At 37.7% G+C, this 14,042-nt stretch carries 12 protein-coding genes; 4 read left to right on the top strand and 8 right to left on the bottom strand.

All coding sequences use genetic code 11. The features are described from left to right. Window positions 1-2: 2 nt before the first annotated feature. The 5 genes from AB4J89_RS13250 to AB4J89_RS13230 all read right to left on the bottom strand — a co-directional run bounded on the left by AB4J89_RS13250 (window position 3) and on the right by AB4J89_RS13230 (window position 5,184). On the bottom strand, window positions 3-548 hold the full coding sequence (locus tag AB4J89_RS13250) for a fimbrial protein (protein WP_368469559.1): 546 nt from the start codon (window positions 546-548) through the stop codon (window positions 3-5). Between the two features lie 13 nt (window positions 549-561). Continuing rightward, complete coding sequence (locus tag AB4J89_RS13245) at window positions 562-1,320, bottom strand: fimbria/pilus periplasmic chaperone (RefSeq protein ID WP_194951955.1); 759 nt, start codon at window positions 1,318-1,320, stop codon at window positions 562-564. A 55-nt stretch (window positions 1,321-1,375) separates the two neighbouring features. Beyond that, window positions 1,376-3,991 carry an outer membrane usher protein gene (locus AB4J89_RS13240; protein ID WP_088493560.1) on the bottom strand — a complete coding sequence of 872 codons (2,616 nt, stop codon included), beginning with the start codon at window positions 3,989-3,991 and terminating at the stop codon, window positions 1,376-1,378. 21 nt (window positions 3,992-4,012) lie between these two features. Beyond that, complete coding sequence (locus AB4J89_RS13235; RefSeq protein ID WP_153050571.1) at window positions 4,013-4,561, bottom strand: fimbrial protein; 549 nt, start codon at window positions 4,559-4,561, stop codon at window positions 4,013-4,015. A 95-nt stretch (window positions 4,562-4,656) separates the two neighbouring features. After that, window positions 4,657-5,184 carry a fimbrial protein gene (locus AB4J89_RS13230; RefSeq protein ID WP_023581066.1) on the bottom strand — a complete coding sequence of 176 codons (528 nt, stop codon included), beginning with the start codon at window positions 5,182-5,184 and terminating at the stop codon, window positions 4,657-4,659. 679 nt (window positions 5,185-5,863) lie between these two features. On the opposite strand from AB4J89_RS13230, the gene mrpI reads away from it, so the two are divergent. Then, complete coding sequence (gene mrpI / locus AB4J89_RS13225) at window positions 5,864-6,424, top strand: phase variation DNA invertase MrpI (RefSeq protein ID WP_102949403.1); 561 nt, start codon at window positions 5,864-5,866, stop codon at window positions 6,422-6,424. 434 nt (window positions 6,425-6,858) lie between these two features. Here mrpI and AB4J89_RS13220 read toward each other — a convergent pair whose 3' ends face one another. Then, complete coding sequence (locus AB4J89_RS13220; protein ID WP_088493562.1) at window positions 6,859-8,082, bottom strand: RtcB family protein; 1,224 nt, start codon at window positions 8,080-8,082, stop codon at window positions 6,859-6,861. Then, window positions 8,079-9,218, bottom strand: coding sequence for a slipin family protein (locus AB4J89_RS13215; protein WP_311755415.1), 1,140 nt, complete (start codon window positions 9,216-9,218; stop codon window positions 8,079-8,081). The genes AB4J89_RS13220 and AB4J89_RS13215 overlap by 4 nt, the downstream gene beginning before the upstream one ends. Window positions 9,219-9,778: 560 nt before the next feature. Between AB4J89_RS13215 and rtcR the strand changes: the two genes are divergently transcribed. Both rtcR and rnz read left to right on the top strand, forming a co-directional pair. Continuing rightward, window positions 9,779-11,371 (top strand): RNA repair transcriptional activator RtcR, encoded by a 1,593-nt coding sequence (rtcR, locus tag AB4J89_RS13210; protein ID WP_088493564.1) that lies wholly within the window; start codon window positions 9,779-9,781, stop codon window positions 11,369-11,371. 9 nt (window positions 11,372-11,380) lie between these two features. Continuing rightward, window positions 11,381-12,298: a ribonuclease Z gene (gene rnz, locus AB4J89_RS13205; RefSeq protein ID WP_088493565.1), complete on the top strand. Its 918-nt coding sequence runs from the start codon at window positions 11,381-11,383 to the stop codon at window positions 12,296-12,298. A 107-nt stretch (window positions 12,299-12,405) separates the two neighbouring features. Here the strand turns inward: rnz and AB4J89_RS13200 are convergent, their stop codons facing one another. After that, on the bottom strand, window positions 12,406-13,068 hold the full coding sequence (locus tag AB4J89_RS13200) for a DUF421 domain-containing protein (protein WP_088493566.1): 663 nt from the start codon (window positions 13,066-13,068) through the stop codon (window positions 12,406-12,408). A 264-nt stretch (window positions 13,069-13,332) separates the two neighbouring features. Between AB4J89_RS13200 and AB4J89_RS13195 the strand changes: the two genes are divergently transcribed. Next, complete coding sequence (locus tag AB4J89_RS13195; RefSeq protein ID WP_088493567.1) at window positions 13,333-13,968, top strand: hypothetical protein; 636 nt, start codon at window positions 13,333-13,335, stop codon at window positions 13,966-13,968. Window positions 13,969-14,042 lie beyond the last annotated feature (74 nt).

The following is a 14,042-nucleotide window of genomic DNA, read 5'->3' as shown; positions in this document are numbered from 1 at the left end:
TCTTACTGATAATCCACATGCAGTGTGCCACTTGCGACAAAATCACCACCCACTAAGGCTTCATTCTGATCACGAACAGGAATAGCTTCTAATTCAGGTAAGTTGGGATAGGTAAAATTCACCGCCTTACCTAAATCTAATAAGTTTCCTTGATACAGAATACGCACGCCCAATCCTGTAATATTTGTTTGTAGCGCATTTGAATCGAAGCCAGTTGCGCTACCCGTGACATAGACTTTCATCGCATTTGTCGGCATTTTCTGGCAAGTCGCGGTGTAGTGAATAGGCTCTTTATAACGAACACCATCAATACGTGTACTCATCACCTCACCAAAATTAACTTCGATCATTTTGCCGTCATTAATTAAGCAAGGCGGGGGCGCAATGACATTCCCTGAAATATTGATATAAACAATTCCCGGAATGACATCTTTCACCGCTCTAGCGGGTAAATTCGCAACAGCAGTAAAACTTAGGCCTCCAGTAAACGTTGCCAAAATAAGAATCAACACTGCTTTGCTTGGGCTAAACCGCTGTGCCATTTTCATAAAATAGACCTATTTAGTTTCCTGCTGATGTTTCTGCGACTTTGCATTCATTGCCATTACAAGTGAATTTCATCTGTGGGCGTCCACCGTAGTCATTGATGTAACTGAGTACAGGTGATGCACCAAATGCAGAAATATGCAGATTTATCGTTCCTGTGCTTCTAGGGGCAATCATGATCGGTTCAAAACCATCAAGGCTTTTTCCTTGTAATCCTGTTAGCCCATCCACTAATGTCACGTAATAAGGTGTTGGGTTATTCACTTCGTAGCGATCACCTTTCTTTATTAAGGTGATTTTTTCCTGCCAAGGATGGGTGAGATCCGTTTGTGTGGCATAAATTGATGCTGGGCGATAAAACAGCTTAATTCGTGTTTGTAATGCAATTTGCAACACGTTAGGTTTATCACTACGAGGTGGAATTTCACGCAAGTTAAAATAGAAAACGCTTTCTCTATCTTGTGGTAACTTGGCAATATCTGGTAATGACTGCACTTTTACTTGGCTTTTATCGCCCGGCTCAATACGCTGAATTGGAGGTAAAACTAATAATGGGCTGTCAATACGTTCTCCATTTTCATTTTCCATCCAGCCCTGAGCCAAGTAAGGTAGCTCTTTGTTTTGATTGCTGACATTTAAGCTAATAGATTTATCTGCACCATTAAAAATGACGCGCGTTCTATCTAAAGCAATCGCAGCAAGGGCTTGACTAGTAAAGACCATTCCAGTTAATAAAGTGGTTGTTACAATGAATAAGCGCTTTGATAACATCATTTTGAATTACTCTTTTTGTCTGAAATTATTTTTATCTTTCCCTTCTTTCCTAACCTTATTGTGTAATCAGTTGAGGCTTAGGTAAGGGCTCTGTTCTTTGATTGATTGTCGAAGGTGTTGCATCTCCATCACTACAAGTCAGTAATAATGAAGACATAAATAATCCTTCAACTAATGTTGGAATACGGACTTTGCACTGCTCCTGACCATTCCAACGCACACTCAATACATCATCACTATTAATCCCCGTCAGATAGACATTCCCACCATCATTGACAATACCAAGCTCACGCCCTTTCTCGGTTGTGACACTGGCACCAAATGGTGGATAAGTTCCGTCTTGTAAGCGAATGACAGCCATGGCTTTTTGTCCCGAAACCACATCAAAGTGGCGGTAGCCTATTGCACCTTCTGTTAGGGTTAATTGTTGAATTGAGCGTAATGCTTCAGCGTTATCTGGCATCTGATCAAGGTCGATACTGGCACTGCTGCGGTAATAATCATTGATATCAGGCAGTACAGCTTTACCAAAAGCATTGGTACGAGTAATAGCGCCGATACTTTTCACTGGTACATCAGAAATACCATCTGTATCAACCAATAAACGTGTACTACCAGTACGACTTGTACGGTGTAATGCACCACCTTTTGGTGTTAATGTTGCTCCACCTTGTAGTGATAATGTGGCTGATGTGTATTCGCCATTAATATGGCTCGCACTGGCAGTGACCAATGCAGCATCAGCATAATGCATGAGATAGGCATCTGCGGATGGTTTACCGTTACTGCTTAAACCAGCACCAACACGATAGCTACTATTGTCATCAATACGATCGTAATAACTGACATTATGTGAATTACCGTGCTTATTAATCACAGTGTTGTAGCTAATAGTCGCGCGATCGCTCCAAGGCATACTGACATTCATATAAACGCCATTATCATTGGTGCCATTAAATTTATTGCGAAACGCCGACAAACTGAGATTAATATTTTTAAAGCTACCAATATCCATCGTTTTGGCTAACGATAGGTTATAGTTATCATTATTAGGTTTATTCCAATAAGTCTGATGACTATAGTTTAAGTAAGCACTCAACCCCCATTCAGGGAACTGCTTACTAAACATAATGGTATAAAGCTCTTTATTGTTATCTTCTTCACCACCACGATAACGGCGATCTAAATATTGATTCATACTCATAAAGTCACGTTCAGAGAATCGATAGCCTGCGAATGTCACTTGGCTATTTATTTGTTCAAAACGTTTTGAGTAACTTAAGCGATAGGAACCACCGTGATAACGCTTATTATCACTTGGAATTTTTGCCCAAGAATGTGTCGCATCAAAAGAGATAGCACCCAGTGCCATCAGGTCACGACCAATACCAGCAGAAACCGAGTTATAATCTCCCGAGACTAATGAACCACCATAAAGTGACCAACCGTTACTGATCCCCCATGAGAATTCACCCATACCAAAAATAGGACCTTCTGTATTACGGTTCATATCCGACGGTTTACCCGCAGATAATTTATATTGCACTCTGCCGGGACGTGTTAAATAAGGAATACTTGCAGTATCCATTTGGAACTCTTGAACAGATCCATCTTGCTCTTCAACACGCACATCTAATTTGCCACTTACTGCATCATTGATGTCTTGAATACGAAACGGTCCCGGAGCGACCTGAGTTTCATAGATCACACGACCTTGCTGGCTAATCGTTACTTTCGCATTTGTTTTTGCTACTCCCGTTACTTCAGGGGCATATCCCCTTAAGTTAGGTGGTAGCATATTGTCATCCGTAGACAAGTTAACCCCAGTAAAACGGAAGTTATCGAAAATATCAGAGCGTGAATAAGTCTCCCCCATTACAAGGCGAGCCCCTAATTGCGTAATTGCTCTATAAAGATAAAGTTGGTTCCATTTCCAGCTATTTTCAGTGCTATCAGGAAGACCCGTTGTATGCTGATAACTTGCTTGCCAATCGGCACGGAAACGCCAAACACCGAGGTTTGCTCCCACGGTTCCTAAACCTGTAACTTGTTGGCGCTGTTTCCCTTTAGCGGGATCGGTCACGTTAGCATTGACGTTATAGTCGAAAAGTACGCCTGAGATACCATGATCCCAACGAGACGGTGGGTCCCAGTTTGGTGCTGAATATTCAAGATACGCTTGAGGAATAGTAAGAATAAGATTGCCATTTCCCAGACTTGCATTTACCGTCATTCCGGGAATAGAAGAGATATCAAGACAACTTCCATTATCTTGATATTTCACTTTTTCAGCCCATTCAGGTTTGAGCCCTATTTGGTGGATCAATTCTGGTGGTAGGCAAGCCTCGCTACCTTTAGGATCATTAGCTGGCACAACATAGTTAATGTTATAAAGTTCAGGGAGTTCATTATTATTCACACGAACAACAAACTCATATCGGCCGGGCATAATATAGCCAGCACGAGAGAAATCTGATAAGTCGATATTTTGCTTATCTTTTAGATCCAAAATATCGGCATTAAATTCAATATTACTATTTGCTAAAGCTGAACTTGAAATACTGGAAGCGCCAGTAAGAATTAAATAGATCAGTACAGCAACAGGCCGAATAGTATGTTGTTTTTTCTTTTTTTCCGTCCCTAAACCAACGGTTTTGAATGTTCTAACCATAAGTTATCCAACCCGATCCATTTAATAGTATTCCAGCTTAAATCGCAGCGTTGTTCGGTAATTTCCAGCTTTTGGTATTTCGTTGTTTTTGACTATTCGCGCTTGGTAAAGTAACGCCATAGATTTAGAGTCAATACCAACAGGGGGTAATGGCTTACCCGGAATTGCTCGTCTGCCATAACGATCAGCTATCGCTAATGACGCACCTCTCGCTTCACCAGAAAGTGCAAAATTACCATTCCCGTTAGAGGGACCTTCAAACGTTGCAATAAAACGAGGGTTGTCCGCTTCCTGACCTTTTTGTTCAATTAGCGTACATTCCGTTAATCTGATAGAAAAATACTCAATAGGTCCTTGCCCTTCAGTCACCAGCATTGGAATAGAAACCATTGTCAGTGGAATAACTTGTTCACCACTTCCTGCTGCAATCGTGCAAGATGGTTCTAAGATCGAGCCTGAAAGATTAAGTACCCCAAATCGCTGATGCATGTTTTTATCTTGTTTTACATCACTCGCTACTGCTGTTGTTGTCAGTAAGCTGGCAATAAGGCATAGCCATAGTGGTGTCATCTTGCGATTCATATTTTTCTCCGTAAGAAAAAAATCGTTAAAAATAGACACAGGAAAAAAAGCCCTGTACATCCTTGTACAGAACTTATTTTTTCTTACTGATAAGTCAGTGCGAAAGTTGCGATTGCAGTGAAGTCACCAGGAACAGCAGCTTCTGCAGAAGAACCTTGTAAGTAAGCAGCAAAGTTCAGATCGTTATTACCATCACGTAATGTTTGAGCAGCACTTGGTGTGCCTAATTTGATTTGTTTGCCACCAGCATCGGTGATAACAACAGCAGCATTTTTAGCAATACCTTCAATACCTAAAGAACCTGCTAAGATGTCTGCATCTTCTGAACCAGTGAAGGTTGTTTGAACAGTTTTATAAGTTTCTGTTGTGCAATTCTCTAAAGTGATTTTAAAATCACGAGAATTACTACGACCGCCATCTTTTAATGAAGCAGTAGAAATTTGACCTAATGGAACAGTTTGATTTTCTGAATCAGGATGAATAGAACAAGGTGCATCAATAATTGAACCAACAAATTTAACTGTACCGTGACCTTGATCAGCAGCAAATGCAGAACCTGCAGCAACAGATAAACCTAAGCCAAGAACTAACGCTAATTTATTTAATTTCATCTTTTTTGTTTCCTAAAATATAAAGGACGAAGACATTAAAAATAATAAATTCACTAGGAATAAATAATTCCTAATTGAATGACTCACTTATTGAGTTTTTGAATTTTGGTATATCAATGCCCGTCCTAAACGAAATTAAATATCGTTAGAAACAAAACAAAATACACCAAATTGTTTTGTTAAAAATTTTCATCTCGAAATTAAACACATTTAGATAATCAATCTTTAAATATCGGAAAAAGAGTTTATAATTCTAAGTGCAAATACTATAATTTGTGAAAAAAGTAAAAAAATTTATTTCTGGATTTTAAACAAAGTAACCAATCATGTTCGTTTTTTAAAATAATGATAAATATCAATATGTTAATTAAGTTGTGATATGTGGTTAACATTAAATTTGACTTAAGTGAGAAGCCAGAGAATAATAGTAAACAATTTGGTGTATTCTGTTTATTTCTCTAAAAATGCTTGAATTCCTATCTCTGCTCGTTTTTCACTTTTCCAATCAATAACTTTCATTTTCTAAAAATAAATAAGCTTTCAATAAACTTGTTTAAAATGAACAAGTAAAAGTGAAAGCATAAAAAAAATACAACTCTTTATTGATGCATATTACTTGTTATAGTGATGCAACAATTGACTTTTGTTCCTTGTTATCTCATTGAAAAGGTTATAAAAAATGAAGCAACGTAAGTTTCTTACACGTTTTGAGATCAATTCTATTTTGAAGCAAGCCAAGGAAGGACGGTATCCAGAAAGAGATTACTGTATGTTTTTAATGTGTTTTTTACATGGATTTCGCGTTAGTGAGCTATGTAGATTAACCCTCAGCGATATTGATTTGGAAAGTCGGATACTCTATGTCAGACGTTTGAAGGGGGGGTTATCTACAACGCAGCCAATTATCGAAGAGGAGTATGAAGCGTTAGTTAACTGGTTGAAAAAACGAGAAACATGGAGAGAAGCGGATTCTGAATGGGTGTTTTTATCTCAAAAAACGGGTCCAATTTCGCGTCAACAAGTCTATGGATTACTTCGCCGTTTAGGTAAGAAAGCTAATGTATCTATTACTCCTCACCCTCATATGCTGCGCCATGCATGTGGCTATGCATTAGCTGATTTGGGGCGAGATACACGTCTAATTCAAGATTATTTAGGACATCGTAATATTTCACATACTGTTATCTATACCGCAAGTAATTCAAAACGCTTTGTTCACATTTGGGATATAAGAAATTAACAATTACTTTTTTATTAGTATACACTATGAAGATTAATACACTAAATATAGTAGGCTATATTTTTACAATAAGAATAAAGTTAATTTTTAATATAATTAAGAAATTTAGGATTTGTTTTATACTAAATAAATAACTGCGGTTGTAGATATTAATAAGTTATTAATAATTCCTTTTTAATTAAAGAATGACTCAATATAAGTATTCATTTTATGATTATCCTTATTGGTCAATAATAAATTTAATATCAGAGATTATTTATTAATAATACTAAACATTAATTGTTTGAATTTTGAACAGTAAATAAGGGCTTAATTTAAAGATCACTTTAATTCTTTAACTTGTATTCATTTGCATATCAGCACACGCTTTCATATCTCACTATCCCCAACGTTACCATTTGGGGATAGTTATGAATTATCTTAAAAAAACACCATTATCCTTTTACACAAACAACCTGCCGTAGTGTATGAACAACCTCAACAAGTGATAACTGAGCCTTCATAACAGCATCAATATCCTTATAAGCCATCGGAATTTCATCAATCACATCTTCGTCTTTTCGACATTCCACATGTGCTGTTGCTCGAATTTGGTCTTCAACACTAAAGGCTTTTTTTGCTGCTGTTCGGCTCATTACGCGTCCTGCGCCATGGCTACATGAACAGAAACTTTCTGCATTTCCCTTACCTCTAACAATAAAGCTCTTCGCTCCCATTGAACCCGGAATGATCCCCATTTCACCTTTTTGAGCAGAAACGGCACCTTTTCGAGTCACCAGAACTTCTTCACCAAAATGCATTTCCTTTTGCACATAGTTATGGTGACAGTTCACTGCCTGTTGCTGAGTCGTAAAAGGTTTAGTTATTTGTGTTGATAATGCCGCCAACACGCGTTCCATCATGATTTCACGGTTATGACGTGCAAAATCCTGTGCCCATTCTACGGCTTCTATATAGTCATCATAGAAAAGCGTTCCTTCTTTTAAGTACGCTAAGTTTTTATCTGGCAAGTTAGCGATATGTTCTCTCATGTCTTCTTGTGCCATTTGTATAAATAACGTACCGATAGCATTACCAACACCGCGAGATCCACTATGTAGCATTACCCAAACATTATCTGATTCATCAAGACACAACTCGATAAAGTGGTTTCCTGTTCCTAATGTACCTAGGTGACGATAGTTATTCGTATTTCGTAAACGTGGATACTTATCCGTTAAAACCTTAAAACGCCCTTCAAGTTGTTGCCAATGTTGATCAACAAGTTTAGGTGGGTTCTTCCATGAACCACGATCGTTCCCTGACTGATAACTTGTTCGTCCATGAGGTACTGCTCTTTCTATTGCCGTTCTTATGGCAAATAAATTATCTGGCAGATCATTTGCGTGTAATGATGTTTTCACCGCAATCATTCCACATCCAATATCCACACCAACAGCAGCCGGAATAATCGCACCTTTTGTTGGAATAACACTTCCTATTGTTGAACCTTTCCCTAAGTGAACATCGGGCATTACTGCCATATGTTTAAAAATAAAAGGCATCTTGGCGGTATTGATAAGTTGCTTTAGAGCATCAGCTTCAACAGGTACACCATTTGTCCACATTTTGATTTCCGCAGTCCCTGCTTCTTTTACTATTTGATGATCCAATATCATGCCTGTGCTCCTTTAATTTGTACTAGCCCGTTTAATACTTGGTCTAAACCGCCATAAACGGAAATCTTATCAATACGTTCTGCAATACGTTCTACGGTTTCTAGCTCTTTTAATCGTAGAGCTACTGGATTGTTTTCCATCACTTTTGCCGTATTTAATAAAGAACGTGTCGCGGATGTCTCTTCTCTTCGACGTATAACATTAGCCTGAGCTGATTTTTCAGCCTCAACCACTTGCGCTAAAATCGTTTTCATTTCGCCCGGTAAAACAATATCTTTTACCCCTAATGAAGCCACTTCAATACCATATCCTTTAGTCACTTCACTGATTTTTTCACTTACTAAACTATCAATCAGTGTTTTATTTTCTAATAATTCATCCAACGTTCTTGTTCCTACGGCTTCACGTAACGCAAATTGCAACTCTTTATATAAGAACTCAAGAGGTGAACTCAGCAGTTGGTACGCTAAAAGCACATCGCGATAACGCCAACTCGCTGACAAATTAATGCGTAATGTCACTTTATCTTTCGTTAAGATCTCTTGACCACTGACATCGAGTGTTTGTAAGCGCATATCAACGACTTCAACATCAACTTTGTGCTGATAACGCCAATAACCTTTTAATCCCGGTGGTAATAGTGATTGAGTTTCGCCATTAACACGGATAATGCCCGCATGCCATGTCGGAATATCCACACTTAATACACCTTCACTGCCTTTTATCGTCTGGTTACGTAATTTTGGATTCTGTAATTTTTTAACCAAATCTGGCGAAACTTCCAATTCATTTGCTGACAACACTTCCATTGAGCGCTGTGCATAATTCCAATAGAGACGGCGAGTGCTCGGCGCTAAGATCTCTTTGAGTGAGCCATTTTCATAAAGTAAGCCAATCTCTTCATCAGATAACACAATATCAAAACAATATTCACTCACCCATTCTGGATGATATTGGCGTAAAAATTCGGCTTTCTCTCTTTCAATTGCAGGACCGTTCAATTCCACCAGCTCAACACTTAATTGACGACGAAGATCGAGAAATTTATGTTCACCCATAGCAAGGACATCAATATATTCATCGTCCTTCTTTAATAAACCCAGTTGTCCCTGTTTCACTTTTATTGTTGTTCTTATCATCATTGCTTCCTTTTTCTCTTCTTTATTATTGGCTTTCTTTTATTACCATTTTTATCGTGACTTACTTTCCACGAACAAACTTGGCGAAATCGAAGGGAAAACAAGAGAGGAACGATACTTTGTTTGTCTCTTCTTCTGCCTTCAATCCAGCGTAGTTGCTGGTGGATAAGTAAGGTGACGATACTGCTGTCACAACGATTTTTTATATTTAATTTTACATTTGGATTTGTAATGGTTTTGGTGTCAGGAATCGAACCTGAAAATAACCCTCTTCACCTACAGAGTCCCGATGTGGAGGAACACATTTAGATAACACCACAGAGTGTTCTTTATGTGCCTACCAGATTTAAAATCTGCTCAAGACATTAATAATATTGCGATGATCGTGCCAAGTTTTTAAAACCCACCAAAAATATTTTTAACTCGTTGTTTTGATTAATAAAAATATCTTCAATGTGATTTTCAAATATTTAGCCATTGAATTAAAATCGATAAAAACTTATCTTTTTATCTATACATTTATAAATATAGATAAAAAGATAAGTAGGGATAACTTAATGAAACGCAAAGTGGTGATTGGTGTTTTAGGTACGACATTAGATAAACGAGGTAAAAGCCATAAAAGATGGAATTCATGGCGTCCAACAATTTCTATTTGCCATCAAAAAGATTTCCCCGTTAGTCGATTGGTCATGATCCATCAACCCAATGATTCAATGCTAGCGTCAAAAATCACTGAAGATATTCATACCGTCTCTCCTGATACAGAAGTATTACCTTACGAAATTGATATTTGTGATCCTTGGGATCTGGAAGAGGTTTACAGTCACTTTCTTGATTTCGCAGTGAATTATCCATTTGATACTGAGAATGAAGAATATTATGTCCATATCACAACGGGTACTCACATCGCTCAGATTTGCTGGTTTCTACTGACTGAAGCGCACTACTTACCTGCAAAACTATTACAAACCTCCCCTTCTTCTAAAATCGAAAATGAAGATGGTATCAAAACAATACAATCAGCCACGGGAAGTTATGCTGTTATTGATCTCGATTTAAGCCGTTACACAAAACTAACGAGCCGATTTGAGCACTACCATAATGAATCACTCTCTTTCTTAAAATCGGGGATAGCCACACGCAATGAACGTTTTAATGCTTTAATCGCTCAGATTGAACGAGTGGCATTACGCTCTGTTGCACCTATTTTATTAACAGGCCCCACTGGAGCTGGGAAATCATTCCTTGCTCAGCGTATTTATGAATTGCGACAGTCTCGCCATTTTGTAAAAGGCCGTTTTATCGCTGTTAACTGCGCCACTTTGCGCGGTGACAATGCAATGTCCACTTTATTTGGTCATGTAAAAGGGGCATTTACAGGTGCGTTGCAAGCCAGACAAGGCTTATTAAGGGAAGCCGATAAAGGAATTTTATTTCTTGATGAAATAGCGGAATTAGGACTTGATGAACAAGCGATGTTACTGAAAGCAATAGAAGAGAAATCTTTTTATCCTTATGGCTCCGATACTGAAGTGCAAAGTGATTTTCAGCTAATTGCGGGGACGCATCGAGATATGGACAAGCAAATTGCGAAAGGACTTTTTCGTGAAGATCTCTATGCGAGGATCAACTTATGGTCTTTTTCTCTGCCCGGTTTAGCCGATCGTAAAGAAGATATTGAGCCTAACATCGATTATGAATTGCATCATTTTGCCAAGCTTTATCAAAAAGCAATCCGCTTTAACTCTGATGCAAAATTACACTATATTCGATTTGCAACATCTGAACAGGCATTATGGCGTGGTAATTTCCGTGAACTTAGTGCTAGTATAACGCGAATGGCAACACTTGCCGAAAATGGTCGTATTACCCTTCCTCTTGTTGATGAAGAAATTAATCGTTTAAAACAAAATTGGGGAGTTGCATCCTCTTCTTTATTTAATAGTACTGATATTGATCTTTTCGATCTTAGCCAACTCAATACCGTTATCAAAACGTGCCAGCAATCATCAACACTCTCAGAAGCCGGTAGAAAACTTTTCGCAGTATCAAGACAAAATAAAAAACAACCCAACGACGCCGATCGCCTACGTAAGTATCTTGCGAAATTCGATTTAAGTTGGGAACAAATTCGACATGGAGAATAATATTTCATTATGGAGCTCACTTTTTTAGGCACTAACGCAGGCGTTCCTTCTAAAGATCGCAATGTCACCAGTATGGTGCTTGATTTACAAAATAAACAAAAAAGTATGTGGATGTTTGATTGTGGCGAAGCGACACAACATCAAATATTGCATACCCGCGTAAAATTACCGCGTTTAAATAAAATTTTTATTACCCACTTACATGGCGATCATATTTTTGGTTTACCGGGATTACTTTGTAGTCGCTCAATGGGCGGAACAGAAACACTGTTAACAGTGTATGGCCCTACGGGTATCAAAGCCTTTATAGAAACAGCGTTGACATTAAGCCAATCCTATTTAACTTACCCTATTAATATTGTCGAAATTGACGAAGCGGGTTTTCTGTTTGAAGAAGAAGGTATGAAAGTGAGCTGTGAAGCACTTTCTCATCCTGTACCTTGTTTTGGTTATCGCTTAGAAGAAGAAAACAGCCCAGGTAAATTAGATGCAGAAAAACTGAAAGCCAACAATATTCCTACGGGTGCTTGGTTACAAGAGTTAAAACAAGGTAAAACCATTACATTGCCAGATGGAAGAGTCGTTGACGGCAAAGAGTATATTGGCCCTGAAACAAAAGGTCGTTGTATTGCAATTTTCGGTGATACACAACCCACACCAAATGCATTAAAACTGGCTAATAATGCAGATGTTATTGTTCATGAAGCGACGTTTAAACATGAAATGGCAGAGCAAGCGAATAGCCGTGGACACTCAACTACTGTGCAAGCGGCACAGTTAGCCAAAGAGGCTAATGTCAAAAAGCTGATTATCACGCATATTAGTAGTCGCTACTCACCCGAAGACTGTGTTGAATTACTCAAGGAAAGCCAACAGATCTTTAGCCATACTGAAATGGCTTCTGATTTTGAGGTATTTAAGTTGTAATTGCGTTTTCACTAAATAGCAGTGGCGATATAAATAACAGTAGCGATATTATGTCGCCATTGTTATGGCCCATACTTCACTCGTTGACGTATATTTTAATGAGCTATCTATAACGTCGTGCGTTTTATCTTGCCATCTTGCAAAATAAAATTAACTTTTCCATCCCAGAATTCAGCTAAGAAAATATCTTCTGGTTTCTCAATATGTTGATTTTTCATCTCTTCTTGAAGCCATGCCTCATCTTTTTCTATTTGTACTAATTCTGATGTTCGAATAACACCGTCTTTCATAACAATAATCGAAGGCATTTTTGCACCGTCACATACCACAGTGATTTGTCCATCAGGTTCAATTTGCGCGTAATTAACCTCTTGAAACGAATGAATACCTTGTGCATGAAGACGAGACGTTATATTTAAAATGTCTATTTTGTTCTTTTTCTCCATGATGTTTTCCATTATAAATTCGCCTTTCTTTATAATGGGAATAGGATTACCAATAGTCACTGCACGGAAAAAATTGAATCGCTTACTGATATAATTAAGCAACGAGATAAAACAGACACCAATTAAGAAGACGATAATATATTGATAAAGAGGGATCGCATCGGTGTAAATCACCCCACCCATAATCCCACCGAGCACAAAATTACCAATAAAATCAATAGGTGTTAATTGAGAGAGTTGAGTTTTACCCGATAAATTCATATGGGCTAATATGATAGTAAAACCAATAATAAATTTGATAATAACCAGAAAGTAATATTCCATTTGCGTCTCACATTTCCAATAATTTCTGCACTTATTATAAAGCAGAAAATCTCACCCAGATAAAAATCTAAATTATTTTTGATGATATTTGACTAAGAAAAAACACTTAATATACTTAGGTTTGTTGATTTTAAGACTCACACTATACTTATTACGATCATTTATTCGTAATATCTTACTATCAACTCGATAGCTTCTCGCCTTTTCTAGTTCTTACGCGGGATATCACTGAATTGTTTTTGAACACACATTTTGGAGAAAAAAATGAATAAAAAACTACTTACTTCATTGGTTCTAGCGGGTCTTGTTACTATTACAGCAGGTTGTGATGATTCATCTAAAAAAGTTGATGAAGGTATTGATAAGGCAAAAGAAACAGCAACTCAAGTAACTGAAACGGCGCAAGATAAAGCCAAAGAGTTGACGGAACAAGCCAAAGATAAAGCTGCCGACTTGAAAGAAGATGCATCCGCAAAAGCAGATGAATTAACACAACAAGCTCAAGAGCTAAAAGATAAAGCTGAACAAAAAGCGGCTGAGCTAAAAGCGCAAGCTGATGAAAAAACAGATGCCCTGAAAGAGAGCATTTCACAAAAAACTGATGAACTAAAAGATGCAAGTGCTGCAAAAGCAGAAGAAATAAAACAAAGCCTAGAAGCTGAAAGCAATAAATTATCTGAAAAAGCCGCTGAGCTAAAACAAGATGCGAGCAAAACAGCAGATAACCTGATGCAAGAAGCAGACAACAAGGTTGATCAGCTAAAAGGTGATGCATCAAAAACCAGCGATGATGTGAAACAACAAGCTCAAGAGACTGAAAATAAAGCGCTTGATAAAGCAGATCAATTAACAGATCAAGCCAAACAAAAAATTGATGATTTAAAAACTGAAAATAAATAATCTGATTTCAGTTTTTTTGATGAATCTAGAGCCAGTAAATTTTTACTGGCTTTTTTTGTACAAAAAAAAGACAG

The sequence above is a fragment of the Proteus sp. STS61-E genome, assembly GCF_040932335.1.
Lineage (GTDB): Bacteria > Pseudomonadota > Gammaproteobacteria > Enterobacterales > Enterobacteriaceae > Proteus > Proteus mirabilis_B.
Note: the sequence above shows the minus strand (reverse complement) of the source record. Positions and strands in the feature narration are given on the sequence as shown.

What these genes read in the sequence shown, in the direction of transcription:
- AB4J89_RS13250 (WP_368469559.1), bottom strand. Translation starts at nt 548, where the DNA reads ATGAAAATGGCACAGCGGTTTAGCCCAAGCAAAGCAGTGTTGATTCTT.
- AB4J89_RS13245 (WP_194951955.1), bottom strand. Translation starts at nt 1,320, where the DNA reads ATGATGTTATCAAAGCGCTTATTCATTGTAACAACCACTTTATTAACT.
- AB4J89_RS13240 (WP_088493560.1), bottom strand. Translation starts at nt 3,991, where the DNA reads ATGGTTAGAACATTCAAAACCGTTGGTTTAGGGACGGAAAAAAAGAAA.
- AB4J89_RS13235 (WP_153050571.1), bottom strand. Translation starts at nt 4,561, where the DNA reads ATGACACCACTATGGCTATGCCTTATTGCCAGCTTACTGACAACAACA.
- AB4J89_RS13230 (WP_023581066.1), bottom strand. Translation starts at nt 5,184, where the DNA reads ATGAAATTAAATAAATTAGCGTTAGTTCTTGGCTTAGGTTTATCTGTT.
- mrpI (WP_102949403.1), top strand. Translation starts at nt 5,864, where the DNA reads ATGAAGCAACGTAAGTTTCTTACACGTTTTGAGATCAATTCTATTTTG.
- AB4J89_RS13220 (WP_088493562.1), bottom strand. Translation starts at nt 8,082, where the DNA reads ATGATATTGGATCATCAAATAGTAAAAGAAGCAGGGACTGCGGAAATC.
- rtcR (WP_088493564.1), top strand. Translation starts at nt 9,779, where the DNA reads ATGAAACGCAAAGTGGTGATTGGTGTTTTAGGTACGACATTAGATAAA.
- rnz (WP_088493565.1), top strand. Translation starts at nt 11,381, where the DNA reads ATGGAGCTCACTTTTTTAGGCACTAACGCAGGCGTTCCTTCTAAAGAT.
- AB4J89_RS13200 (WP_088493566.1), bottom strand. Translation starts at nt 13,068, where the DNA reads ATGGAATATTACTTTCTGGTTATTATCAAATTTATTATTGGTTTTACT.
- AB4J89_RS13195 (WP_088493567.1), top strand. Translation starts at nt 13,333, where the DNA reads ATGAATAAAAAACTACTTACTTCATTGGTTCTAGCGGGTCTTGTTACT.